We start from the raw sequence: 24072 nt of genomic DNA, 5'->3' as shown, positions 1-24072 counted from the left end.
AAAAAATAATGATTGCCGGAAACGGCGCTTTGAGCGCTTCGAGGCGAAGGTTCGGCAGGCGCCGCGAGGATCACGACGCGCGATCCAACGCGCCGATAAACGGCTGTTTTTTAACGTTCTATTTGATTTCGTGTTTCGCCAGCACTTATGTCGCAACTCTTGCGGCGGCCGACCCTAGGCCGTTCGGCGACGATAGTGTCGCACCCTTGTCGCAGGGGGTGCTCACGCGTTGTTGATTGGATAACCGACGCCGTCGACATTGGGTGCACTTGCCTGTGAATAGCGGGTTTTGCTGACGAGTTTCGTGGCATGGTGCGGCAAAGCAGCTTATATGGAGCTTGGCCAAGAGGGATAAATGCGCTTTTCCAACACCTTTCTCGATGAGATCCGCGACCGCGTTCCGATTTCGAACGTGATCGCGCGCCGCGTCAGCTGGGACAAGCGCAAGACCAATGTCTCGCGTGGCGACTACTGGGCCTGCTGCCCGTTCCATGGCGAGAAATCGCCGAGCTTCCACTGCGAGGACCGAAAGGGTCGGTATCACTGCTTCGGCTGCGGCGTCACCGGCGACCACTTCCGCTTCCTGACCGAGCTGGAGGGCTTGAGTTTTCCCGAGGCGGTGCAGCAGATCGCCGATATGGCGGGCGTGCCGATGCCGCTTGCCGATCCCGTGATGGAGAAACGCGAGAAGGAGCGCGGCTCGCTGATCGACGTCATGGAAATGGCCACCAGCTTCTTCCAGGACCAGCTGCAGACGGCAAATGGAGCAAAGGCGCGTGCCTATCTGCGCGACCGTGGGCTGACGGGGCGCACCATCGAGACCTTCCGCCTCGGTTATGCGCCTGACAGCCGCAATGCGCTGAAGGAATTCCTCGCGGGCAAGGGCGTCTCCAAGGAGCAGATCGAGGCCTGCGGCCTTGTCGTTCATGAAAACGTACCGGTCTCCTACGACCGTTTCCGCGACCGAATCATGTTCCCGATCCTTTCGTCCCGGGAAAAGGTGATCGCCTTCGGCGGCCGCGCCATGTCATCAGATGCGCCGGCGAAATATCTGAACTCCAACGAGACTGAGCTCTTCCACAAGGGTAATGTCCTTTACAATTTCGCCCGCGCGCGCCGCGCCATACAGGGGCCTGGGCGCGGCGATCAGGATGACAATGCGAGCGGCACCATTATCGCCGTCGAAGGCTACATGGACGTGATCGCGCTCTATCAGGCGGGCATCGAAAACGCCGTTGCGCCGCTTGGCACGGCGCTCACCGAAAACCAGCTCGAGCTGCTCTGGAAGATGGTGCCGCAGCCGGTGCTCTGCTTCGATGGCGACGGCGCCGGCATTCGCGCCGCCAATCGCGCCGCCGAGCTGGCGCTGCCGCATCTGAAGCCCGGCCGCTCCGTCCGCTTCGCGCTTCTGCCGGATGGCAAGGACCCGGATGATCTCGTGCGCGACGAGGGCCGCGCGCCCTTCGACAAGGTGATGAGCCAGGCAAAGCCGCTTTCGGAGATGCTATGGAGCCGGGAAATCAACACCGGCAAGTTCGACACGCCCGAGGCTCGCGCTGAGCTCGAAGCGCGGCTGAAGCAGCTCGTCGCCGTCATCGGGGACGAGAATGTGCGCCGTCATTACCAGCAGGATATTCGCGACCGGCTGAACGCCTTCTTCCAGCCGCAGTTCCAGAACCGCAACAGTGGCGAGCGGCGCGGTTTCAGCGGCAGCCCCCGGAACGGCCGCGACAATGCGGCCAAGGCAGGACCGAAAAGCCCCAGCCTGATTTCCGACCGGCTCGCCCGCTCAGGCCCCGTGCGCGGACACCGGGACAATACGGCGCTGCGCGAAAGCGTGCTGGCGCTCACCATCGTCAATCATCCGGCCCTGATGATCGACGATTATGATGAAATCGCCGCGATCGAATATGACAGCCGCGAGCTGCAGCGGCTCTGGTCGGCGATGCTCGGCGCAGCCGCTGCCGTCGCCGGGCCGCATCTGACGCGCGAATATCTGACTGAGCGGCTGGAATTCGAAGGCTTCGGTCCGCTCATCAAGAGTCTCGACCAGCAGGTGCGCAATGCGAGGCTCTGGACGGCGACCGAGGAGGCGGCGATGGAGGATGCCCGTGAGGGCTATCGTCAGGCGCTCGCCTTCCACAAACGGGCAAAGGCATTGCGCCGGCAGAAGATGGAACTCGAACGCGAGATTGCGCTGGCGACCGAAGCCGGCGACGGCGAGGCGATCGTTCAGCTGATACGGGCGCAGCAGGAAGTGCATCTCGAAGGCGTACGCCTCGAGAACCAGGAGGCGATTATCGACGGCTTCGGCGTACTTTCCGGCCGTGTCAAAGGGGCGGCGAACCACTGATGCCGCTCAGCGAACGCAATGCACCAGGTTTTTCCGCTTCCGATGCGCTGTTTTCCGCCGGCCGTTCGCCGCTCGACGTCTTGAAACAGGTCTATGGTTATTCCTCCTTCCGCGGCAAACAGCAGAAGGTGGTGGAGCATATTGTTTCCGGCGGCGATGCCCTGGTGCTTTTTCCGACAGGCGCGGGCAAATCGCTGTGCTTCCAGATCCCGGCGCTTTGCCGCGACGGCGTCGGCATCGTCGTCTCGCCGCTGATTGCGTTGATGCGCGATCAGGTGGAGGCGATGAAGCAGCTCGGCATTCGCGCTGCGGCGCTGAATTCGTCGCTGTCGCGCGAGGAGTTCGTCCAGGTCCGCCGGGCGCTTTCGGCGGGAAAGCTCGATCTTCTCTACGTGACGCCCGAGCGCATCCTGACGGACGCTTTCCGCGAGCTGATCGCCAGTGAGAAGATCGCGCTGTTTGCGATCGACGAGGCCCACTGCGTCTCGCAATGGGGCCATGATTTCCGCCCGGAATATCGCGAGCTCGGCCGGCTCGGCGAACAGTATCCGGGCGTGCCTCGCGTGGCGCTGACGGCAACGGCCGACCCGCATACGCGTGACGATATCATCGAGCGGCTGGGACTCGGCAATGCCGAAATCTTCACCACCAGCTTCGACAGGCCGAATATTGCCTATGAAATCGTCGAGCGCGACCAGCCGCGCCAGCAGCTTCTGCGCTTCCTCTCCGGCCATAAGGGCAACAGCGGCATCGTCTATTGTCTGTCGCGCGCCAAGGTCGAGGATACTGCCGATTGGCTGAACGGGCAGGGCATCCGCGCGCTGCCCTATCATGCCGGCATGGACCGGGCACTGCGCGACAGCAATCAGGATGCTTTCCTGAAAGAAGAGAATCTCTGCCTGGTCGCGACCGTCGCCTTCGGCATGGGCATCGACAAGCCGAATGTGCGCTATGTCGCCCATCTCGACCTGCCGGGTTCGGTGGAGGCCTACTATCAGGAAACCGGGCGCGCCGGCCGAGACGGGCTGCCGTCCGAGGTCTGGATGGCCTATGGCATGGCCGACGTCATCCAGCGCCGCCGCATGATCGATGAGGGCAACGCCGCAGACGAAATCAAGCGGGTCGAGCGCGCCAAGCTGAACGCCTTGCTGGCGATCTGCGAAACCGCCTCCTGCCGCCGGCAGGCGATCCTTGCCCATTTCGGCGAGGCGCATGCCGGCCAATGCGGTAATTGCGACACCTGCCTGAAGCCGGTCGAGACCTGGGAAGGCACGGAAGCGGCGATCAAGGCGCTCGCTGCCGTCTACCGCACCGGCGAGCGGTTCGGCGCCGGTCATGTCATCGACGTGCTGGTCGGAAACATCAACGAAAAGACCGAGCGTTTCGGCCATGTGAATATGCCGGTCTTTGGCGCCGGCAAGGACATTCCTGCGCGCACATGGCAATCGGTCTACCGCCAGCTGCTCGCCATGGGGCTGATCCGTATCGATCATGAGGCCTATGGGGCGCTGAAGCTGGAGCCGGAGGCGCGCGCCGTCTTCAAGTCTGAACGGCAGGTTTTCTTCCGCAAGGACAGGCCGGCCTCGGAACCGCGCACGAAGAAGGCCGAGCGCAGTGAGCGCAAATCGGCCCTGTCGGGCGCTGACGGCAGCCTGTTCGAGGCGTTGCGGGCCGAGCGCATGGCGATCGCCAAATCGCTCGGCGTGCCGCCCTATGTTGTCTTTCCCGACACGACGCTGATTGCATTCGCGACGGAACGGCCGCGAAGCCGCAAGGAACTGCTCGGCATTTCTGGAGTCGGACAGGCAAAGCTCGACCGCTATGGTGACGCTTTCCTGGAGATCATTCTCTCGCACGACAAGGATTGAACGGGCCCGCTGATTTTGGTGCAGCGAGAAGACAAGCAAGCAGCGATATGCTAACCCGATTGATATAAAAAACGTCAGGAAGGGCCGCCCATGACCTCGCCATTTCTTTCCCATCTCCGGGCCGAGATTTCGGCCCTCAGGGATGCCGGCCTCTACAAGTCAGAGCGGGTTATCAGTTCCAAGCAGGCGGGCGAGATTGCGATTTCCACCGGCGAGCGGGTGCTGAATTTCTGCGCCAACAACTATCTCGGCCTTGCCGACAACGAGGAACTGGCCGGGGCCGGCAAGCAGGCGCTCGACCGCTATGGTTACGGCATGGCCTCGGTGCGCTTCATCTGCGGCACACAGGAAGAGCATAAGCAGCTCGAAGCCCGCATTTCTGCCTTTCTCGGCATGGAGGACACGATCCTCTATTCTTCCTGCTTCGATGCCAATGGCGGCCTGTTCGAGACGCTGCTCAGCGAAGAGGATGCGATCATTTCCGACGCGCTGAACCATGCCTCGATCATCGACGGCGTCAGGCTGTCGAAGGCCAAGCGCTTCCGCTACGCCAACAACGACATGGCGGCACTCGAAGAGGAACTGAAGAAGGCCGAAGGCAGCCGCTTCAAGCTGATCGCCACCGACGGCGTCTTCTCGATGGATGGCATCATCGCCAATTTGGGCGGGGTCTGCGATCTCGCCGAGAAATATGGCGCCATGGTCATGGTCGATGATAGCCATGCGGTTGGCTTCGTCGGCAGGAATGGCCGCGGCTCGGCCGAACATTGCGGTGTCGAGGGCCGGATCGACATCATCACCGGCACGCTCGGCAAGGCGCTCGGCGGGGCCTCGGGCGGCTATACCTCGGCGAAGGCCGAGGTCGTCGAATGGCTGCGGCAGCGCTCGCGGCCCTATCTGTTCTCGAATACGCTGGCGCCGGTTATTGCCGCCGCTTCGCTTAAGGTCTTCGACCTGATCGAAAACGGCGATGCCGTGCGCAAGAGTCTTTCCGACAATGCCGATCTCTTCCGCACCGAGATGACCAAGCTCGGCTTCACGCTCGCCGGCGAAGGCCATCCTATTATCCCGGTCATGCTCGGCGACGCCAAGCTTGCCCAGGATATGGCGGGCCTGATGCTGAAGAAGGGCATCTATGTGATCGGGTTCTCCTTCCCCGTGGTTCCGAAAGGCCAGGCCCGTATCCGCACGCAAATGTCGGCGGCGCATTCCAGGGCCGATGTGGAGCGGGCGATTGCCGCTTTTGCGGAAGCTGGGCGGGAGCTGGGTGTGATTTGAGCGAGGCTTGCTCCACCTTCTCCCCAGCGGGGAGAAGGTGGCCCGAAGGGTCGGATGAGGGGGCGGAGAAAAGCGACGTTTCCAGCGTAAGCGAGAAACAATAAGGTCTCTATGGCGTGCCGTGTGGCCCCCTCATCCGCCCTACGGGCACCTTCTCCCCGTTGGGGAGAAGAGGGAGTCGCAAGGTCCGGCACCAGAACAAGGGCGGGATATTGTCGATGTCAAACATGATGAAGGCGCTGGTCAAGTCGAAGCCTGAGGTCGGGCTCTGGATGGAGAATGTGCCGGTGCCGGAGGTCGGGCCGAACGATGTGCTGATCCGGGTGAAGAAATCGGCCATCTGCGGCACCGACGTGCACATCTGGAACTGGGACCAATGGGCGCAGAAGACCATTCCGGTGCCGATGGTGGTCGGCCATGAATTTTCCGGCGAGATCGCCGAGATCGGTTCGGCGGTTACCCGTTATCATGTCGGCGAGCGGGTCTCCGGCGAGGGGCATATCGTCTGCGGCAAGTGCCGCAACTGCCGGGCGGGCAGGGGGCATCTTTGCCGCAACACACTCGGCGTCGGTGTCAACCGGCCGGGTTCGTTCGGCGAGTTCGTCTGCATTCCCGAAAGCAATGTCGTGCCGATCCCGGACGATATTTCCGACGAGATCGCCGCGATCTTCGATCCGTTCGGCAATGCCGTGCATACCGCACTTTCCTTCGATCTCGTCGGTGAGGATGTGCTCGTCACCGGCGCCGGGCCGATCGGCATCATGGGGGCACTCGTCGCCAAGCGTTCCGGCGCCCGCAAGGTTGTCATCACCGACATCAATCCGCACCGTCTGGACCTGGCGCGCAAGCTCGGCATCGACCATGTCGTCGACGCATCGAAAGAAAATCTCGCCGACGTGATGAAGGCGATCGGCATGACGGAGGGTTTCGACGTCGGGCTCGAAATGTCGGGTGCAGCACCCGCCTTCCGGGACATGATCGACAAGATGAACAATGGCGGCAAGATCGCCATTCTCGGCATCGCACCGGCCGGCTTCGAGATTGACTGGAACAAGGTGATCTTCAAGATGCTCAATCTCAAGGGCATCTATGGCCGCGAGATGTTCGAGACCTGGTACAAGATGATTGCCTTCGTGCAAGGCGGCCTCGACCTTTCGCCCATCATCACCCATCGCATCAAGATCGACGATTTCCGCGACGGTTTCGAGGCGATGCGGTCGGGCAATTCAGGCAAAGTCGTCATGGATTGGATGTGAGAAGGGTGAGGGCCTTTGAGGTCTCGCGCATGTCCAGTATCGGCAGGACGGCGGTGAAAACAGCGCTGGCAAGAGCGCAAAATGGCGCGAAAAGCTGGCGCCGCAGGCAAAATCCTGGCTGCCCTTGTCTTTTGTTTGCTGCTTCTTAAATAAGGTTCGCAATCGCAGCCGAGGTTCAAAGCCTGTGGATAAGGCTTTTTCCGAGTTTTCGCGGGCTTTTTTGCTGGAAAAGCTTGACGAGAACAAAAAATGTGGGAATCACCGTTCGACTTGTTGAAACGGTGAACAGGGTCAAGGCGGATCGCGCAACCATGGCCGGAAATCCAAAGGCAAGAAAGCTTTGCTGTCCGGTACCGGCGATCGTGGTTAATCAGACTTTAAATGTCATCCCGTTAGGTGGGCTCAGGTGATTTGAAGGGCGACGCGAGCGGCGCGTCAGGCCCTGAGACGGCCCATTCACCGTAGCGAGATTGGATAGCGTCAGGAAGGCGACGATATAAATGGCAACCAAGGTCAAAGAGAACGAAGACGCGGAAGTCGAACGCGACGGCGCAAGCGACGGCCCTCTTCTCGATCTTTCCGACGATGCGGTCAAGAAGATGATCAAGGCCGCCAAGAAGCGCGGCTATGTGACGATGGACGAGCTGAACGCCGTGCTGCCGTCCGAGGAAGTGACCTCCGAGCAGATCGAAGACACGATGTCGATGCTGTCGGACATGGGCATCAACGTCATCGAGGACGAGGAAGCCGAAGAGGCCGGTGCTTCCGGCGGTGGCGATGACGACGACGCTGGCGGCGATGAGGACAGCGAAGGCGGCGAACTCGCGCCTTCGGCCGGCACTGCGCTTGCGACCGCGAAGAAGAAAGAGCCGACCGACCGTACCGACGACCCGGTGCGCATGTATCTGCGCGAGATGGGCTCGGTGGAGCTTCTGTCGCGCGAAGGCGAAATCGCAATCGCCAAGCGCATCGAAGCCGGCCGCGAGACGATGATCGCCGGCCTCTGTGAGAGCCCGCTGACCTTCCAGGCGCTGATCATCTGGCGCGACGAACTCAACGAAGGCACGACGCTGCTGCGCGAGATCATCGATCTCGAGACGACCTATTCCGGTCCGGAAGCCAAGGCCGCGCCACAGTTCCAGAGCCCTGAGAAGATCGAGGCCGACCGCAAGGCGGCGGAAGAGAAGGAAAAGACCCGGCGCGCCCGCTCCGGCGACGACGACATTACCGATGTCGGCGGCGAAGGTCTGCCTCCGGAAGAGGAGGAAGAGGACGAGGACGAATCCAACCTCTCTCTCGCCGCGATGGAAGCGGAACTCCGCCCACAGGTCATGGAGACGCTCGACATCATTGCCGAGACCTACAAGAAGCTGCGCAAGCTGCAGGACCAGCAGGTCGAGCAGCGCCTTGCCGCCACCGGCACGCTGTCTTCCGCCCAGGAGCGCCGCTACAAGGAGCTCAAGGACGAGCTCATCAAGGCGGTCAAGTCGCTGTCGCTCAACCAGAACCGCATCGATGCACTGGTCGAGCAGCTCTACGACATCAACAAGCGCCTCGTGCAGAACGAAGGCCGCCTGCTGCGTCTGGCCGAATCCTACGGCGTCAAGCGCGACTCGTTCCTGGAGCAGTATCAGGGGGCCGAGCTCGACCCGAACTGGATGAAGTCGATCGGCAATCTGGCCGCCCGCGGCTGGAAGGAATTCGCCAAGGCGGAGAATACGACGATCCGCGACATCCGCCAGGAGATCCAGAATCTGGCGACGGAGACCGGCATCTCGATCTCGGAATTCCGCCGCATCGTGCACATGGTGCAGAAGGGCGAGCGCGAAGCGCGCATCGCCAAGAAGGAAATGGTCGAAGCGAACCTTCGCCTCGTCATTTCAATCGCCAAGAAGTACACGAACCGCGGCCTGCAGTTCCTCGACCTCATTCAGGAAGGCAATATCGGCCTGATGAAGGCGGTCGACAAGTTCGAATACCGCCGCGGTTACAAGTTCTCGACCTATGCGACATGGTGGATCCGCCAGGCGATCACCCGCTCGATCGCCGACCAGGCCCGCACGATCCGCATTCCGGTGCACATGATCGAGACGATCAACAAGATCGTCCGGACCTCGCGCCAGATGCTGCACGAGATCGGCCGCGAGCCGACACCGGAAGAACTGGCCGAAAAGCTCGCCATGCCGCTCGAAAAGGTCCGCAAGGTCCTGAAGATCGCCAAGGAGCCGATCTCGCTCGAAACCCCGGTGGGCGACGAAGAGGATTCGCATCTCGGCGATTTCATCGAGGACAAGAACGCGCTGCTGCCGATCGACGCCGCCATCCAGGCGAACCTGCGCGAGACGACGACCCGCGTTCTCGCCTCGCTGACGCCGCGCGAGGAACGTGTCCTGCGCATGCGCTTCGGCATCGGCATGAACACCGACCACACGCTCGAAGAAGTCGGCCAGCAGTTCTCGGTCACCCGCGAACGTATCCGCCAGATCGAAGCGAAGGCGCTGCGCAAGCTCAAGCATCCGAGCCGCTCGAGAAAGCTGAGAAGCTTTCTGGACAGCTAAGAAGCTGCAAGCTGCGCTCGTTCCTCGACAGCTAAGGTTTCGACAATTGCCGTGATGATTGGAAAGCCGGGCGTCGTGCCCGGCTTTTGCTTTTGTGATTAATACCAATGATCCCGGCGGCTTTCTTGTCGCTCAGTGGTGACAAGATTATAGTCCGGCCACGGGGGAAGAAATCGATCGCGATGCGCGAGCGAGGACCGACGCATGCCCGTGTCGGGCGAATCCTCCGTTCGGAGGTGCAAAATGACCACTTACATTGTGTTGATCAACTGGACGGACCAAGGCGTGCGCACTGTTCGGGACTCGTCAAAACGGCTGGATGCGGCGAAGAAACTGCTAGGCGACATGGGCGGCTCCTTCAACCAGTTCTTTCTGACGATGGGCGGCCACGACATGGTGGCTGTCTGCGAAGCGCCTGACGATGCCGTCATGGCGCGATTTGGCCTTTCACTGGCGATGGCCGGCAATGTCCGCACCCAGACACTGAAGGCATTCCCGGAGGCTGCCTATCGAGAGATCATCGGCTCGCTCAGCTAACGCATGCAGAATTTCAGCGCCTCTCCCCATCAAGGGCGCGGCCTCGGCCCCGCTCGTGGGTGGCCCGTTGCCCAGGTCTGAGGAGGGAACGGATGGCGCACCGGCCAGCGGATGGCTTCGGCGCGATCACGAGGTTTTTTGCTTTTGCGGCTTGATGCTGCCGGCTTTAAAGGCCACATCGCGGCTGTGACAGACGAAGTGGACTTGGCGGAGACGAATCACGAAACGGCAAAACGGCGGCCCGAAATCCGCTGGGGTATCGGTGTGTCCGTGCTTCTGCACGTGCCGGTCGTTGCGCTTCTGATTTTCGGCTTGCCTAAGATCGAACCGAAGCCCCCGGAGGACGAGAGCGTGAACGTCGAGCTCGTCCCGCCGCCGGAGGAGAAGAAACCGGAAGAGAAAAAGCTCCAGGAGAAACCGCCGGCACCGAAGCCACCGGAACAGGCGAAGAAGCAACCTCCGCCGCCAGAAGCTGCAAAACCACAGCCGAGCACCCCGATACAAAGCATCTCTCGTTCAGTTCTTGAGTTCGCCGACAAGGATACAGTGCCCGGACAAAAGGAACAGGCGTTGCCGCGGCAGGCGGAAGCACCGAAGCCGTCCATTGCCGACCTGAAACCGGCAATGGCACCTGTCGAGCCGCAGAAGCCCGAAAAGCCTGATGTTCCAGAGACGATGCCTGCGGCGAATCCGGTGCCTCAGGATGTCGAGCTTCCACAGGTGGAAACTGCAGAAACCAATCCGGAAAAGAAGGGGCCGGGTGCTGCAGGCATCGACGAAGCAAAGACGAATTTCGAGCAAACGGAGCGCGCAAAGGAACCTGCATCAGAGCCACTTGTTGTGGCCGAAGCCAGGCAGAAATCGGAAAATCTTACCGAAGCCAAGATGCTATATTCCGAGAAGGCCACATCTGATCCGATGATTAAGAACGCCATTAAGAATCTACCGCGATCTGCGCGCATCAATGTGCTCTGCCAGACCGAACTTCAGCAGCAATTGATCCATGCTCCGGAGGGGTATAAGCCGGATTTCCTGCCTTCCTTTCCGCGTGTCAGCAAGGGGAATATTCTTAATGGCACGGGCGGTGCCTTCCAGAGTTCAGGCTCGTGGTACGATGTTACGCTGATATGCCAAGTCGACAATGATGCCAGGAAGGTAATATCCTTCCGTTTCGACGTCGGAGACAAGATTCCAAAAAGCCAATGGAAAAGCCGGGGCTTTCTAAAGTACTGATCGTCTCGTGCCACAAGCCAGCCCGCAACCAGCCACACGCAAGGAACCGCATCTAGCCTCTCCCTATGGCCGTGATGGTACGGTGAAGAAGGGACAATGATATGTCGAACGAGATCGAGCGTTTTCTGGAGCGTCAGGATGAAGCCGTCAGTGCGCTGTTCCTGGAAAACAAGCGTGACGAGCTGACCGATATTCTGGTGGCGGCGCTCGAAGAGGCCTTCGAGATCCTGCTCGAAGCCGCCCCGCCGAAACGCTGCATTGATTTCTCCGCAGGCATTGCCCGGAGCGCTTGGCGAGCGGCTCTCCGGCTACAGGTTCGAACGCGATGCGCTTGGCCGTTCGGCGGCGAGCGTCTTCCGCCTGAAAGGCGAGGGACTGCCGGCGCTCTATCTGAAGGTCGAGGCGGCGGGGCCGTTCGGCGAACTTGCCGATGAGGCGGCCCGGCTCGGCTGGCTCAATGCCTCCAGCCTGCCATGCCCGGAGGTAATCGCCCGGGAAAGCGACGGCGAGCGCAACTGGCTGCTTGTGAGCGCGCTGCCGGGAACCGATCTCGCCAGTGCTTCGGCGCTGGCGCCGCTGGCGCGCGTCGAATTGCTGGCGGAGGCACTGCTCGATCTTCATCGCCTGCCGATCACCTCCTGTCCGTTCGACCACCGCCTGGAAAAGCGCTTGCCCGTGGCCAAGGCGCGCATGGATGGGGGAATCGTCGACGAGGAGGATTTCGATCCGGCCCGGCTGGGAAAGAGCGCTGCCGAGCTTTTCGCCGCGCTCGAAAGCATGAGGCCAACCGACGAGGATCTCGTCGTCACCCATGGCGATGCCTGCCTGCCGAACTTCGTCGTTTCCGGCGGTCAATTCTCCGGCTATATCGATTGCAGCCGCCTCGGCGTCGCCGACCGCTATCAGGATATCGCGCTCGCCTGCCGCAGCATCACCGATAATTTCGGCGAGGCGCTGGTTCAGCCATTTCTCCACCGTTACGGCCTGCCGGCGCCCGATCCGGCAAGGCTCGATTACTACCAGCTGCTCGACGAATTCTTCTAGACGGTTGCGTCATCAGCGTCCGGCTGGCAGAGTTGCCGACATCGGACCTGCGGATGTGAAATGCCGAAAAACCAGTTCAGGATGCTGCGCTCGGCGCTGACCGGCGTCGAAGCGGTGGAAGCCGAAACGCCTCGCAGTTTCGCCAGGCACACGCATGTGCAGTTCGGCATCGGCCTCGTCTCATCGGGAGCACAGAAATCGCTCAGCGGGCGCGGCGTGGTGGAGGCCGAGGCCGGCGATATCATCACCGTCAATCCGAATGAGGTGCATGACGGCGCGCCGATCGGCGAGCGCCGGTCGTGGCGCATCCTCTATTTCGATCCCGAGATCATCACCGGCCTTTCGCAAGAGATCGGCGCAGGGCGCTCGGAAATCCCGCATCCCGTCATTCGCGATGCGGCGATCGCCACCCGCTTCGAAACGCTGTTTCGCGCGGCGACCACAGGTGCTGCCGACGGGCTGCTTCGCGAGGAACTGCTTCTGCAACTCGTCGCCGATGTCATGCGGGAAGGCGACGGCAGCGAGGAGAGGCCGCCGGTGCCGTCATCCATCCGCGCGGCGCGGGATCTGATCGACGACGATCCTCTTGCCGCCGTCTCGCTGGCCGATCTTTCCCGGGAAAGCGGCCTCAGCCGTTTCCAGCTGCTGCGCGGCTTCGCCAAGGCGACGGGACTGACGCCGCATGCCTATCTCGTCCAGGCCCGCATCCATCTCGCCCGGCGGCTGATCGCTGAGGGCATGCCGCTTGCGGAAGCCGCCTTTGCCAGCGGCTTTGCCGACCAGAGCCACATGACACGCGTCTTCGTGCGCAAATACGGCCTGTCGCCGCGGCTTTATGCCGGCGCTTTTCTCTGAGCGGTGGAAGGCTGATTCGTGGTGCCGCAGGCTGCGACCTCTCTCCAGCCTCATCCTGAGCCCCGTAAGCGGCCTCGAAGGACGGGGCTGGCCAGCATTGGTCATACGCTCTGCAATTTCGTTCAAGACCCCGACCGGTCGCTGCTGTTTCTTCGGCGCATCCAATCGGAGGCGCGGAATGTCGAGACAGGTTCAAGGCTATTTCTATCTGGCGCTGGCCATGCTGACGGTCGGCAGCACTGTCATTGCGAGCAAGATCATCGCGTCAGGACTGCCGCCCTTCACGGCCACCGCCTTGCGCTTCGCCCTCGCTCTTCCCGTCTTTTTCCTGCTGATGCGGGCAAGCGGCGCCCGGGTGCCGAAGCTCTCCAGCCACGACCGTCTCATCCTCGTCATTCAGGCCGGCGCCGGCAGTGTCGGCTATACGACGCTGCTGATATCGGGCCTCAGCTTGACTTCAGCCGCCGATGCGGGCGTCATCATCGGCACGCTGCCGGTGGTCGCGGCGGCGGTTTCGATCCTGGTGCTGCGCGAGCGGCCGGGGCGCGCCCTGCTTCTGGCGGTGGTGTTGGCGAGCGCCGGCGTGTTTTCGATCGCCTTCACGCCGGGGGCGACTGGCGGGTCGCTTGCCGGCAATCTGCTGATTTTCCTCGCGGTCATCTGCGAGGGCTTGTTCATTCTCTTGAACAAGCGGCTGACGGCCGACATTGCCCCGCTTGCCCAGTCGACGCTGATGACCGGCATCGGTTTCGTCTTCTCGATCGTTCCGGCCATTTTCGAGGCGCCCGTTCATGGGTTTGCCGAAAGCGCTGCCGCTGCCGTCGTCTATTACGCCCTGGTGCCGACCGTCGGCGGCTTTTTGCTCTGGTATGCGGGGGCAGAGAGGGTGAGCGGCACCGAAGCCGCGCTCTTCACCGCGCTTGCGCCGGTTTCGGCCGTCATGCTCGCCTTCGTCCTCCTCGGCGAGCCGATCGGCTTCAACCACATCGCCGGCATCGCCTGCGTGCTGGCGGCCGTGTCCGGGCTTGCCTTTGCCGGAAGCCACAGGAAATTCATCGAAGGGAAATGATCATGCAGTTCAGCCATTCCGACGCGATATGGCAGGCTTTTCCGGAGCTTGCCGCCGGCGCGCTTTCTGCCGATGGCGTTGACGCGTCGGCAGACGTCGAAGAGGCGATCGCAAGTTTCAGCGCGATCGCCGGGGCCCGCCTCGCGGAAGCCCAGGAAAGCGAGTTTCCGGAGATCCAGGCCTGGCGGCGCGGCTTTTCCCGTATGGGCTTGAAGCCGACGCAATATCGCTCGGCCTCCGAAGCGCTGCTGCGCCGCTTCCGCCAGGAACACGCGCTGCCGCGCCTGCATCCGCTCGTCGATCTCTGCAATGCGGTTTCGCTCGCCTTCGCCATTCCTGTCGCCGTCTTCGACACGGAAAAAATTGCCGGCGATCTCCAGGTGCGGCATGCAACGGGGCATGAGACCTATCTCACCTTCAGCGGTCAAAGCGAACATCCTGAGCCGGGCGAGGTGATCTTCGCGGATGATGAGGGTAGGGCCCATGCCCGCCGTTGGACGAACCGGCAGAGCGGGCTCTCGGCGGTGCGCGAGACGACGGGCTCGGTGCTGATCGTCGCCGAGGCGCTGCATGCCGGGGCCGGCGAGGATGCCGCCAGCTTGGTTGCGACGCTCGCGGATGCATTCGCGCGTCACTGGTCGGTGACAGCGGCGACCGCCGCCCTCAGTCAGGCATCGCCGCGTTTCGCATTCCAGTTGTAAGGGAAGGAAACGCTCGGGGCTTGGGCCGGCGGCATGAGCGCCCTATCTCAGGGGCATCCACATCTTCTGGAGACGAACCCATGTTGGACAAGTCGATCAAGATTCCGGGGCCGGACCATCCGATCACCGTCGAGCACAATCCCTGCCGCGTCGTCGTCACCGTCGCCGGCAGGACGATTGGCGATAGCCGCAACGCGCTGACGCTGCGCGAGGCTTCCTATCCACCGGTCCAGTATATCCCTCGCAGGGATGTCGAGATGTCGCTGCTTCAGCGCACCGATCACGGCACGCATTGCCCTTACAAGGGCGATGCCTCTTATTACAGTATTGCTTTGGGCGGCAAACGCTCCGAGAACGCGGCCTGGACCTACGAAGCCCCGCATGCCGCCGTCAGCAACATCAAAGACCATCTCGCCTTCTATCCCGACCGTGTCGACGCAATCGAGGAATTGGCTTCGCCCGAGGCCGGCGCTTTCTGAGGATCGCCGGATGGCGGGCGCAGAAAATCGTTCGGCCGGAACCTGTCGCCTTCAGCATCGTTAGGGGGATCATCGAAGGAGCATGCCGTGCCGAAATTCCACTTCCAGCTCTTCGATCGCGATGGTGTCGGCACCGAGACCGGATACGAATTCGAATCCGTCGAGGCTGCCAAGGCAGAGGCGCGAAGGGTCCTCGCGGAAATGGCAGCCGAAGGCTTGCCCACTGCGCCTTTGAACATGCTTTCGGTCGAACTTTTCGACGAAAGCCGCAAACCGCTTGCGGAAATTCGGCTGATTCTGGAAGAGATCGCGAAATAGAAGCGATCGGACCTCAATCGGAGAAATGCCTGTCGACGCCTTCGGGCCACTCGCGGAACTATGTCAAATTTAATTGCCGCCCGCCGGGGTGGGTCTTAATGCATGTCGCTCCCGGAAGTGTGCGGATGACGACATGCATGAAAGCAAGGAGCTAGAGCGCATCCATCGACCAGTTGGATTGATGCGTATATGGGACCCGCCGGCATCCAGAGGCCGTCATCGAATGACGTCGACCCATTCATTGCTGAAGACGAGACTGGCGACTGTGACAGGATCGCCGCGCTCGTCGCGGACGGTAACGGCGATCGTCATGCGGTCACCTGCCGGCAATTCGTCTCGCGCCACGTCCAGCAGGATGCGGGTCACCTCTTTGGGGATGTCTTCACGAGATTTGAGCTCGGTGCCGTGCTCGTCGCGGGTCGGACCTTCCCCGTTGTGTAGATCGAAATAGTAGCGAGCCATGTTCTTTCCTGCGCGTCAGAGAGGAAATAACCAATGAAGACAATTGTTCCCGAGGCTAGGCCTTGATTCCTATAGAAAATACAGGTTGCACCGAGACGGCCCCGAGCCCTTGCGATAGCGGGAGACAGGACCGTGATTGAACCCTTGTTGCTGAACCTTGGAAGCCGTGATGTGCTGTCGAACGAGGAGGAAAACCTTCTTCGGTCGATCCTCGTCAAGGACAGGCAATTCGCCGTCGGAGAAGATCTCGTTTCCCAAGGCAGCCGGCCGCCCTTCAGCACGCTGCTGCTCGACGGGTTCGCGGCGCGCTACAAGGTGATGGCGGACGGCAGCCGGCAGATCACCGCACTTCATGTTGCCGGCGACTTTGTCGACCTCCATGCTTTTCCCGTCAAGGTAATGGATCATGGCATCGTTGCGCTCTCACCCTGCCACGTCGCTTTAGCCGATCATGCCGACTTGAGGGCGATCACCGAGCGCATGCCGCATTTGACGCGGCTGCTTTGGCTCGACACGCTGGTCGACGGCGCCATTCACCGGGAATGGATCGTCGCCATGGGGCGGCGCTCCAAACGCGCCCAGATCGCCCATCTCGTCTGCGAACTCTTCATGCGGCTGAAGGTCGTTAGGCGCACCCGGGGCGAAAGCTTTCAGTTTCCGCTGACGCAGATCGAGATGGCGGACGTGCTCGGTATATCGGTGGTCCACCTCAACAAGACGCTGCAGGCTCTCAGGCGCGAGGGCGTCTTCACCTGGGAGAACCGAACGATCACCATCGTCGATTGGGAACGCCTGCAGGAGATCGCCGAATTCGACCCCGCCTATCTCAGCATCTCCAGAGAGCCGCGCTGATATCTGCCGCATCGCATGCGCGTTGAAAGGGAAGAACGGCGCCGTTAGGGTGGCGGGAATCACTTGACGGGGCGGAGCGTGACGAAGACTTTTCTACCCTACCTATTGGCAGCAGTTTTCGCCGCACGACCGGCCGCGGCGCAGACCGAATGGCAGGCGATCGAGGAAGTGCGGCCCTATTCGATTTCAGGCAAGACCGGTGCCGAACTTTATCAATCGATTGGGGCACAGGGCCCCAAGGCCGGCGTGACGGGCCGGGTTATCGCGCATACGACGTTCAAGCTGACCTGGACCCGCAAATACGAGCCGCAGGGCAACGCCTGCGTTATCACGACCAACAAGCCGAAGCTCATCATCACCTATACGCTGCCTAAGCCCTCGGCCGCGCTGCCGTCAGCCGTCAAGAGCAGCTGGGATGGTTTCATTTCAGGCGTTGCCGCGCATGAGCGGGTGCATGGCGAAACCATCAAGGACATGGTCAAGGAAATCGAGGCGATGAGCGTCGGCTTCACGGTTGCCGACGACCCCGATTGCCAGAAAATCAGGGTTGAGCTGACCCGGCGCCTCGGCGAGATTTCCGCACGGCAGCGCCAGCGCGGCCGCGACTTCGACAAGGTCGAAATGGGCGACGGCGGCAATATCCAGCAGCTCATCCTCAAGCTGGTGAACGGGCCCTGACCGGGTGGCGGGCATCGATCTGCCCGTGCGACGGCCATTGACTTGGCCGTCATGGCGCGCCAACTCGCGGACAATGTCATTGCGAGACGGAGAGCGCCCGTGCCCCAGACAATTCTCAGCTTGGCCACCCGCGGCCAGGGACTTTACGAATTCACCGATCAGGCGGAGGCCTACGTCAGCGCCTCGGGACGGGAGGAGGGGCTTCTCACCGTCTTCGTGCGCCACACATCCTGTTCGCTGCTGATTCAGGAAAATGCCGATCCAGACGTGCGCAGCGACCTTCTTTCCTTCTTCCGCCGCCTCGTGCCGCCGGCCTCCGATCCATCGATGGGCTGGGTCGTGCACAGGGCCGAGGGGCCGGACGACATGCCGGCGCATATCAAGGCCGCGCTGACGCAGGTGTCGATCGGCATTCCCGTTTCCAGAGGGCGCCTGACGCTGGGCACCTGGCAGGGCCTCTACCTCTTCGAACATCGCGACCGGCCGCACCGGCGTGAAATCGTGCTGCATCTCGGGGCCTGAGAGCGCCGCGCGTCTTTGCCTCGCTGAGGCCATGGCACACCGATCAACCCACCAGCCGCACGGCACACCCGATCAGCGCCTCAGCCGCACGGCACCCCGTATCAGCCCTCATCCTGGAGGCGCGCAGGCCGAAGGCCGGAGCCTCGAAGGACGGGGCGGGCGATGAGCGGTCTCCGTCGGACGAGAGGTCCAGACGAGCATGCCAATCCCGATCGAAAGAAGAGCCGTCGAAAACCGCTCATGTTCTTGTGAATGCCAACTGAATGGCCGGTTCGAACAGCATTCAGCTTGCCGTGTTTAGTGTCGAGGCAATCCCTGAAGGGAGAGCTTAAAAGACCAATCGACGGAGACACTCCATGACGCATTTCCTCACCAAGGCTTGCATTGCCGCAGTGCTCGCCCTCTCATCCATTCCGGCCACTGTTTCCACGGCGGCAGCCGCAGGGCCGCAGACGAACTTCATCGTCGAGGCCCAATATCATCGTCCGATCCGCGGCTGCTCGCCGATGCACGCCGTGCGCAAGGCGCGCGATTTCGGCCTGCGCAGAGCCCACATTACCCGCATGTCGCCGCGTGTCGTCGTCGTCGCCGGGCGCGACCGTCACGGCTGGGACAGGATGGTCTTCGCCAATGTCCGCGGTTGCCCGCTGGTCCGGCGCTGAACACCGGAACGGCAAGCGCCGACATGCGCTTGCCGCCCCTTTTGCCTTGACGGCGACACTTTGAGCCGTCTCTTCTCTGATTTGTATAAGTGATTCCACTGACGCTTCGGCGTGATGGGGAGGGCGGCTCGACCGCACCGACTATAGAACGAAAGGTTTTTCGATGATGCAGTTTCTGGCAAAGGCGGGTCTTGCCGCCATGCTTGCCGCCGGTACTCTTGCCGGCACGGTCGTCCCGGCGGCCGCCCAGTTTAGTATCATTATCGGCGATCAGGATCGTGATCCGCCGCGCGATTATCGCCGTCCGCCTCCGCCGCCGGGCTTCGATCGGCGCCGCCCGCGCGGCTGCGATCCGCGGCTGGCGGAAGATCTCGCCCGCGATTGGGGTTTCCGCCGCGCGCGCGTCGTCGACATCACCCCGCGCCGCGTCATCGTCCAGGGCTGGACCCGCCGAGGCCCCGATGAAATGAGCTTCGCCAACGTCCGCGGCTGCCCCGCTTTGCGCCGCTGATTTTTGCAGAATACCGGCCTCGTCTCCCCGATGCGGCCGCCAGAGCCGCCTTTGCCAGTCTCCCCGATCGGCAAGGGCGGTTTTCTTTTTGTGGGATTCCTTTGCGCTCAGTTTGCGGCATCTAAGCCCCTCCCCCTTGTGGACCCTTGTGGGGAGGGGTTGGGGAGGGGTCTTCGGCGGCACCGGCGCAAACCGCGCAGCATCAACCTGCCGCGGATCTGCTGCCTATCGCTCGCCCTCAAAAAGACGCACCGCCGCTTCTATTTACTGCTCGATGGCAAAGGTCACGGTGACGCTGACAGTGTAATTGTTCTCGCCCCCCTGGACGGGCACGGCAGCTGCGTCGGCTTCCTTCATCATCGTGGCGCGATAAGCGGGCTGCGGCAGGGGGCGCGGCACATTCTCGTTGATCTCGAGGATGCGGCCGAGCTTGACGCCTGCGGCTTCGCTCAGCGTTTTCGCTTTCTTGACGGCCTCGGCGACGGCGTTCTTGCGCGCCTCTTCGAACGCCGCTTCCGGCTTGTCGTTGGTGAACTGGATGTCGCCGCCCTGGTTGATGCCGAGGGTGACGGACTGGTCGATCACCTGGCCGAGCTTGGAAAGATCGCGCAAGCGCACGGTGACGGAGTTGATCGTCTGGTAGCCGATCAGCTGCGGCTGCTGCTGCTGGCCGTCGACCGGCTGCGGATAATTATACTGGGGCTGGATGGAGAAGCCTGATGTCTGCAGATCGCGCTCGGCGATACCGCCGTCCTTCAGCGCCTTCAGCACGTCGTTCATCGCCTTGTTGTTCTCGTCGAGCGCTTCGCGGGCGGTCTTCGCCTGCTTGACGACGGCGAGATTGACGATGGCCATATCGGGCGCCACGGCCGATTCGCCATCGCCCGTTACCGAAATCACCGCCTCACGCGGCTTTGCCTCCTGCGCCAAGGCGGGTGCGGCACTGCCGAGCGGCAGGGCCAAAAGAGCAGTCATCACAAGTGTCTTGGATAGAATCGGCGCCATGTTTCATTCCCTAGTTGTCGTTTCCTGGATGAGCTTTCTGTCGGTTGATTGTGAGGCTATTGCGGCGGAAGGGAAGGGGCGGATGCGGATCGGGAGAAAAATGTGAGGTGCGGAGGGAGAAGGTGCTGCACCGGCCCCGGTAGGCCCGCGGCAGAGGAGGCGGCCACGGTAAAGCGTCGCCTTATCCGACACTCGGCTATGTCGAGTTCGGCGGGATTGGCGGGCGGGCCGAAGGCCGGCCGGTCGAATCTGGTTCCGAAAAGAATTGTCCGCCGCCGCTCGATAGGAGCCGCCGGCGGCGGTTTGCCACGCGTCAGGCGCCGAAATCATCCATGAAGGAGGGATGAATCGCGGGCTTGCGCTCTTCGCGGGCTTCGCGAATGCGCTGGGGAACCGCACCGAGACCGGTGACGAAACGGGTCAGGAGATTGCGGTTGAAAAGTTTCTGTATGCTCATGGCAGTTCACTCATTCTTTTTTTTGTTAGCCGGCGGCATATATTTTGCGCAGGCTGCCATAACAATGGGCAATTTTGCATGACAGTTATGTGACAGCGCATGGGCTTGAAAAGATGGTCGCAAAGGCGATCACTTTAGCGTTACAAGAGGCCGGCAAGAGCAGCCGATGCCATGAATCAACGCCGGTTCTCGCCGCGTCGTGGTAGATTGCCGGCTTGGGCAAAGCCATGCCCCTCCGAAGGAGAGCCTCAGATGAACCGATTTTTCGCATATATCGCGACCGGAACGCTGATCAGCCTTTCAACGATCATTTCGGCCTGTACGTCGACGGAAAGCGTCGATCAGACGTCGTCGATCAGCGGCGGTTACTATCAGGAGAGTCGCCCCCTGAATCATGCCTGCGCCGATGGGTTTAGACCTAGCGATGGGCGGTCTTGCAGTTATTAGAAGGCGCGATACTTGCCATGACCGCTTCGGCGGATATGTTTCTCTACCGTATGGTTCTGCGAGTGTGTCTTTGGCGTTACAGCCATTTGTTGAGTTAGGCTGTAGCCTGCAGTTGTGTTGTAAGACATGGGGTCACGAACATGAAGCTCACGATCGCCACCACTTTTCTAGCACTTGTCGCAACGAGCGCATTTGCAGCGGATGCCGTGCAGGACGTGCCGGCCGCACCTGTTGCGGCTGCGCCAGCTTTCACCTGGTCAGGCCCGTATCTCGGCATCGATGGCGGCGCCAGTTGGCTAAACGGTGACTTCAGCGCCGGCGGCGCCAGCGATTCTCAGGATTTTAACGGCGGCGTCTTTGGGGCATTTGCGGGTTACAATTTCCAGTTCGACAACAACATCGTTGTCGGTATTGAGGGCAACCTCGAATATAACTGGAACGAAGAGGAAGCGCTGGGGGCGGATGTCGGGACTGATTGGGCCGGCGCTGTTCGTGGCCGTGTCGGCTACGCCTTTGACAGAGCGCTGCTTTATGGTGCGGCTGGTTGGACCGCCACGCGCGGATACGTGGACCTGCCGGGATCCGACAAGGAAACGGAGACCTTCAACGGTTACACTGTCGGCGCTGGCGTCGACTTTGCCATCACCAACAACATCTTCGCCCGCGGCGAGTATCGGTACAATGACTTCGGCGAGAAAGACATTCTCGGTGTTGATGTCGACCTCAACCAGCACGAACTCAAATTCGGGATCGGCGTGAAGTTCTAAGAGCTGTCTGTTGGATCAGCGATAAGTCCTACGCTCTCCTATTCTGGCTTGGCGGGCTCAATGGCGGCGCGGTGGTCGACCTCCCAAGCCGGTCACTTGACTGGCCGCTGTCGATATGCTCGCAAACCCTGAGGATTGCTTGAGCTGGCATGCGGGTGAGATTAGGTGAGCTCACGATCGCTCTACCCCGAGAGCCAGCCCGCAAAGGTATACCGACGGAACCATCTTATCTCGTGCCCGCCTAGGCGGGGACGAGATAGCCTCTTTATAGCGACGGCAAACAGTCTAGCACTGCGGCTCACCCCATCGATTCGGTCAGCCCTTGTCCCAGGCCGCCGTCAAGGTGCCAGGGGTCTTTGGATTTCTCGAATTCGAAGAAATACGACGCGTTGCCTAGCGGCGTGCTCCTGCGTTCATGCATGGGTGCAGTTGAGCCGCCGCACTCGATTCTCAACGGAACCCGAAGAAGCTCAGGATAGCGAGCACGATGACTACGGCGCCGACGAGCCAGATTATGTTGTTCATGTGAAATCTCCTAAATGGAACGAGTCAGGCTGCAACCACATAATGTGTAGGGGCAGTTCAGGTTCCAATTCACCTGGCAAGCCTCCTCCCGCGACAGGTAGTCCTGCGCCGATTCCTCTTGATCTAGCCGTGGAGCTAGATCGGGTACCTACGGGACAGATGACATTCCTAGTCACTGAATACGGCAACCCGTTCTCCAACCCGCGGATCGGCAACAAGATGCTTCAATGGTGCCATGAGGCAGGACTGTTTCGCCACTCGGCGCACGGCCCTCAAGAGGCAAGCGCTTCGATCGCCGCTGAAAAAGGTGCGGCGAGCGACCAGCTCAAGGCTATTGTCGATTGGGCTAAGAGTTAGCAGGCGTTGTTTGACGCCGATATCTGGAAAATGTGGGATCCTCTGGGATTTGCCGGAAGCTGCGTGAATATCCTGAAAATCAGGGCCTGTGAGTCAAAGGTGCGACCAAGTTTGATATCTTTGTCAGTGCGAAAAGGAAATCACGCGGCGGAAGCACTCGGCATGCCTCTGCCGCAAGTAATTTGGCTACGAAGCTCAAGCGGATCACGATCTCGGCTGTCCATCCTTGCCTGGATCCCACTTAACTGTGTTTAAGCCGCGAGATCAGCGACCTCTCCGTACTGGCATAGAACACGGGGGCTGCTGATATCGCCGCTCTCCATGTTCACCATTACGGCATAAGCAGCGACGCCAACGAGCCTTTCCGCCATAGCGCCGGCAAGGCGTAATGCAGCGGCTGAATTGGAAGCTTGGCGCATTTCACCAGGAGCAATGTTTCCGCGTACTTTCTTAAATGGCATTACGATAAATTTCTCACACAATGGCCGGCAATCCTTTCGTACTACAACGGTGCGGATAGAGGCCGCTGCCGCGCCTGGCGGAGCGCCGAACAATCGTGCAGCTGCCCTGTGGATTACCCGTGGAAAGCCGAGGGATCATCGAACGGGCATGGGGGCATGCCCCGTGAACATGATCCGCCCACCGACGCGCAGTTCATCGATGCGATCGGCCGTAAATTCTTCCGGTGGGTAGCCAACGGGTGGTTCGTTCCCGGGCCTCGGATGAACTGGCGGGACAAGGTGGGTGAGATACCGACCATTAGGCGCACCGGACAGGAAAGTTGACCGCCATTATGGTTTCAAGAGCTGCAATATCCCATCTGGAGAAATCTCTAGTGGGAGAGGGCCCCAGAAATCCAGTTTCCCTTCCAAGTACATCAAAGCGCGATCACAGCGCGATTCCGTCGCACAGCGATCGCAGCCAAAGCCCATTTTCAGGAACAGCAAGACGCGTGCAAGAGCCGCAATCCCTGACATAAGAAGGCTTAGAGCGGCCACGACAGCCAGCGCGGCGAGGACGCAAAGGGCTCCTTCACTTAAATCGTTTTTCATGGAATCGATTCTTTGACCCATCGGCGCGCCCTCCACATGTTTTTCTCTGTAGCACCACGGTTAGGGGCCGACAATTCGGTAGCCCGGATTGTAGCCCAAAACCCATGCTCCGCCTATCCGGATTCTGCTAAGTCGTTGAAAAATATGGTGGGCCCGGAGGGCCTGCGTCCCTTCAATAAAATCAAGTGCATCGCCGGAGCTGAGACATTTCCAGTTAGCAAGCAAA

At 61.1% G+C, this 24072-nt stretch carries 25 protein-coding genes; 20 read left to right on the top strand and 5 right to left on the bottom strand.

Features of this window, described 5'->3' with window-relative positions:
- Positions 1-355: 355 nt before the first annotated feature.
- The 13 genes from dnaG (at position 356) to RHE_RS15050 (ending at position 15549) form a co-directional block, all read left to right on the top strand.
- Positions 356-2353: a DNA primase gene (gene dnaG, locus RHE_RS15110; protein ID WP_011426197.1), complete on the top strand. Its 1998-nt coding sequence runs from the start codon at positions 356-358 to the stop codon at positions 2351-2353.
- Positions 2353-4221, top strand: coding sequence for a DNA helicase RecQ (recQ, locus tag RHE_RS15105; protein ID WP_011426196.1), 1869 nt, complete (start codon positions 2353-2355; stop codon positions 4219-4221). Before dnaG ends, recQ begins: the two co-directional genes overlap by 1 nt.
- Positions 4222-4311: 90 nt before the next feature.
- A complete protein-coding gene (locus RHE_RS15100) occupies positions 4312-5499 on the top strand; it encodes a glycine C-acetyltransferase (RefSeq protein WP_011426195.1) in 1188 nt (395 codons plus the stop codon).
- A gap of 218 nt (positions 5500-5717) precedes the next feature.
- A complete protein-coding gene (gene tdh, locus RHE_RS15095) occupies positions 5718-6755 on the top strand; it encodes an L-threonine 3-dehydrogenase (RefSeq protein WP_011426194.1) in 1038 nt (345 codons plus the stop codon).
- A gap of 500 nt (positions 6756-7255) precedes the next feature.
- Positions 7256-9313, top strand: a complete 2058-nt coding sequence (rpoD, locus tag RHE_RS15090; RefSeq protein WP_011426193.1) for an RNA polymerase sigma factor RpoD — start codon at positions 7256-7258, stop codon at positions 9311-9313.
- A gap of 243 nt (positions 9314-9556) precedes the next feature.
- Positions 9557-9850, top strand: a complete 294-nt coding sequence (locus RHE_RS15085) for a GYD domain-containing protein (RefSeq protein WP_011426192.1) — start codon at positions 9557-9559, stop codon at positions 9848-9850.
- A gap of 111 nt (positions 9851-9961) precedes the next feature.
- A complete protein-coding gene (locus tag RHE_RS15080; RefSeq protein ID WP_011426191.1) occupies positions 9962-11083 on the top strand; it encodes a DUF930 domain-containing protein in 1122 nt (373 codons plus the stop codon).
- Positions 11084-11341: 258 nt separating this feature from the next.
- The gene (locus RHE_RS15075; protein ID WP_011426190.1) at positions 11342-12127 is read left to right on the top strand and encodes an APH(3')-II family aminoglycoside O-phosphotransferase; all 786 of its coding nucleotides are present in this window, start codon (positions 11342-11344) and stop codon (positions 12125-12127) included.
- Between the two features lie 60 nt (positions 12128-12187).
- Complete coding sequence (locus RHE_RS15070) at positions 12188-12982, top strand: AraC family transcriptional regulator (RefSeq protein ID WP_011426189.1); 795 nt, start codon at positions 12188-12190, stop codon at positions 12980-12982.
- Between the two features lie 178 nt (positions 12983-13160).
- The gene (locus RHE_RS15065) at positions 13161-14051 is read left to right on the top strand and encodes a DMT family transporter (RefSeq protein ID WP_011426188.1); all 891 of its coding nucleotides are present in this window, start codon (positions 13161-13163) and stop codon (positions 14049-14051) included.
- A gap of 2 nt (positions 14052-14053) precedes the next feature.
- Positions 14054-14752: a B3/B4 domain-containing protein gene (locus RHE_RS15060; RefSeq protein WP_011426187.1), complete on the top strand. Its 699-nt coding sequence runs from the start codon at positions 14054-14056 to the stop codon at positions 14750-14752.
- An 80-nt stretch (positions 14753-14832) separates the two neighbouring features.
- On the top strand, positions 14833-15231 hold the full coding sequence (locus tag RHE_RS15055) for a DUF427 domain-containing protein (protein WP_011426186.1): 399 nt from the start codon (positions 14833-14835) through the stop codon (positions 15229-15231).
- A gap of 87 nt (positions 15232-15318) precedes the next feature.
- Positions 15319-15549: a DUF6894 family protein gene (locus tag RHE_RS15050; RefSeq protein WP_020921849.1), complete on the top strand. Its 231-nt coding sequence runs from the start codon at positions 15319-15321 to the stop codon at positions 15547-15549.
- 216 nt (positions 15550-15765) lie between these two features.
- Here RHE_RS15050 and RHE_RS15045 read toward each other — a convergent pair whose 3' ends face one another.
- Entirely contained in the window at positions 15766-16011 is a 246-nt protein-coding gene (locus tag RHE_RS15045; protein WP_011426184.1) for a DUF6894 family protein, read from the bottom strand.
- Between the two features lie 132 nt (positions 16012-16143).
- On the opposite strand from RHE_RS15045, the gene RHE_RS15040 reads away from it, so the two are divergent.
- From RHE_RS15040 to RHE_RS15020, 5 genes are all read left to right on the top strand, one after another.
- On the top strand, positions 16144-16863 hold the full coding sequence (locus tag RHE_RS15040) for a Crp/Fnr family transcriptional regulator (protein ID WP_011426183.1): 720 nt from the start codon (positions 16144-16146) through the stop codon (positions 16861-16863).
- Positions 16864-16941: 78 nt separating this feature from the next.
- Entirely contained in the window at positions 16942-17541 is a 600-nt protein-coding gene (locus RHE_RS15035; protein ID WP_073990406.1) for a DUF922 domain-containing Zn-dependent protease, read from the top strand.
- 99 nt (positions 17542-17640) lie between these two features.
- On the top strand, positions 17641-18063 hold the full coding sequence (locus RHE_RS15030; protein ID WP_042118798.1) for a secondary thiamine-phosphate synthase enzyme YjbQ: 423 nt from the start codon (positions 17641-17643) through the stop codon (positions 18061-18063).
- Positions 18064-18419: 356 nt separating this feature from the next.
- Complete coding sequence (locus RHE_RS15025; protein ID WP_011426180.1) at positions 18420-18725, top strand: hypothetical protein; 306 nt, start codon at positions 18420-18422, stop codon at positions 18723-18725.
- 163 nt (positions 18726-18888) lie between these two features.
- Entirely contained in the window at positions 18889-19236 is a 348-nt protein-coding gene (locus RHE_RS15020) for a hypothetical protein (RefSeq protein ID WP_020921845.1), read from the top strand.
- Positions 19237-19500: 264 nt separating this feature from the next.
- Here RHE_RS15020 and RHE_RS15015 read toward each other — a convergent pair whose 3' ends face one another.
- Together RHE_RS15015 and RHE_RS33635 are read right to left on the bottom strand one after the other, a co-directional pair.
- On the bottom strand, positions 19501-20241 hold the full coding sequence (locus tag RHE_RS15015) for an SIMPL domain-containing protein (RefSeq protein WP_011426178.1): 741 nt from the start codon (positions 20239-20241) through the stop codon (positions 19501-19503).
- Positions 20242-20554: 313 nt separating this feature from the next.
- Positions 20555-20698, bottom strand: a complete 144-nt coding sequence (locus RHE_RS33635; RefSeq protein ID WP_166486915.1) for a hypothetical protein — start codon at positions 20696-20698, stop codon at positions 20555-20557.
- A 252-nt stretch (positions 20699-20950) separates the two neighbouring features.
- On the opposite strand from RHE_RS33635, the gene RHE_RS34365 reads away from it, so the two are divergent.
- Together RHE_RS34365 and RHE_RS15010 are read left to right on the top strand one after the other, a co-directional pair.
- Complete coding sequence (locus RHE_RS34365; RefSeq protein ID WP_073990386.1) at positions 20951-21145, top strand: hypothetical protein; 195 nt, start codon at positions 20951-20953, stop codon at positions 21143-21145.
- Between the two features lie 140 nt (positions 21146-21285).
- Complete coding sequence (locus RHE_RS15010; RefSeq protein ID WP_011426176.1) at positions 21286-21912, top strand: outer membrane protein; 627 nt, start codon at positions 21286-21288, stop codon at positions 21910-21912.
- 1133 nt (positions 21913-23045) lie between these two features.
- Here RHE_RS15010 and RHE_RS34360 read toward each other — a convergent pair.
- Both RHE_RS34360 and RHE_RS14995 read right to left on the bottom strand, forming a co-directional pair.
- Positions 23046-23255: a hypothetical protein gene (locus RHE_RS34360; RefSeq protein WP_042118791.1), complete on the bottom strand. Its 210-nt coding sequence runs from the start codon at positions 23253-23255 to the stop codon at positions 23046-23048.
- Between the two features lie 330 nt (positions 23256-23585).
- On the bottom strand, positions 23586-23867 hold the full coding sequence (locus RHE_RS14995; RefSeq protein ID WP_011426174.1) for a hypothetical protein: 282 nt from the start codon (positions 23865-23867) through the stop codon (positions 23586-23588).
- Positions 23868-24072 lie beyond the last annotated feature (205 nt).

This window comes from Rhizobium etli CFN 42 (assembly GCF_000092045.1).
Classification (GTDB): Bacteria; Pseudomonadota; Alphaproteobacteria; order Rhizobiales; family Rhizobiaceae; genus Rhizobium; species Rhizobium etli.
The sequence above is the reverse complement of the archived record's forward strand: the minus strand, read 5'-3'. Positions and strand labels throughout refer to the sequence as shown.

Excerpts from the sequence above, each read along its gene's own strand:
- RHE_RS15045 (WP_011426184.1), bottom strand. The coding sequence starts at position 16,011 with ATGGCTCGCTACTATTTCGATCTACACAACGGGGAAGGTCCGACCCGC.
- RHE_RS15020 (WP_020921845.1), top strand. The coding sequence starts at position 18,889 with ATGATGCAGTTTCTGGCAAAGGCGGGTCTTGCCGCCATGCTTGCCGCC.
- RHE_RS14995 (WP_011426174.1), bottom strand. The coding sequence starts at position 23,867 with ATGGGTCAAAGAATCGATTCCATGAAAAACGATTTAAGTGAAGGAGCC.
- RHE_RS33635 (WP_166486915.1), bottom strand. The coding sequence starts at position 20,698 with ATGAGCATACAGAAACTTTTCAACCGCAATCTCCTGACCCGTTTCGTC.
- tdh (WP_011426194.1), top strand. The coding sequence starts at position 5,718 with ATGTCAAACATGATGAAGGCGCTGGTCAAGTCGAAGCCTGAGGTCGGG.
- RHE_RS15055 (WP_011426186.1), top strand. The coding sequence starts at position 14,833 with ATGTTGGACAAGTCGATCAAGATTCCGGGGCCGGACCATCCGATCACC.
- recQ (WP_011426196.1), top strand. The coding sequence starts at position 2,353 with ATGCCGCTCAGCGAACGCAATGCACCAGGTTTTTCCGCTTCCGATGCG.
- RHE_RS34365 (WP_073990386.1), top strand. The coding sequence starts at position 20,951 with ATGAACCGATTTTTCGCATATATCGCGACCGGAACGCTGATCAGCCTT.
- RHE_RS15060 (WP_011426187.1), top strand. The coding sequence starts at position 14,054 with ATGCAGTTCAGCCATTCCGACGCGATATGGCAGGCTTTTCCGGAGCTT.
- RHE_RS15010 (WP_011426176.1), top strand. The coding sequence starts at position 21,286 with ATGAAGCTCACGATCGCCACCACTTTTCTAGCACTTGTCGCAACGAGC.
- RHE_RS34360 (WP_042118791.1), bottom strand. The coding sequence starts at position 23,255 with ATGCCATTTAAGAAAGTACGCGGAAACATTGCTCCTGGTGAAATGCGC.
- RHE_RS15085 (WP_011426192.1), top strand. The coding sequence starts at position 9,557 with ATGACCACTTACATTGTGTTGATCAACTGGACGGACCAAGGCGTGCGC.
- RHE_RS15065 (WP_011426188.1), top strand. The coding sequence starts at position 13,161 with ATGTCGAGACAGGTTCAAGGCTATTTCTATCTGGCGCTGGCCATGCTG.
- RHE_RS15080 (WP_011426191.1), top strand. The coding sequence starts at position 9,962 with ATGGCTTCGGCGCGATCACGAGGTTTTTTGCTTTTGCGGCTTGATGCT.
- dnaG (WP_011426197.1), top strand. The coding sequence starts at position 356 with ATGCGCTTTTCCAACACCTTTCTCGATGAGATCCGCGACCGCGTTCCG.
- RHE_RS15025 (WP_011426180.1), top strand. The coding sequence starts at position 18,420 with ATGACGCATTTCCTCACCAAGGCTTGCATTGCCGCAGTGCTCGCCCTC.
- RHE_RS15070 (WP_011426189.1), top strand. The coding sequence starts at position 12,188 with ATGCCGAAAAACCAGTTCAGGATGCTGCGCTCGGCGCTGACCGGCGTC.
- RHE_RS15100 (WP_011426195.1), top strand. The coding sequence starts at position 4,312 with ATGACCTCGCCATTTCTTTCCCATCTCCGGGCCGAGATTTCGGCCCTC.
- rpoD (WP_011426193.1), top strand. The coding sequence starts at position 7,256 with ATGGCAACCAAGGTCAAAGAGAACGAAGACGCGGAAGTCGAACGCGAC.
- RHE_RS15015 (WP_011426178.1), bottom strand. The coding sequence starts at position 20,241 with ATGGCGCCGATTCTATCCAAGACACTTGTGATGACTGCTCTTTTGGCC.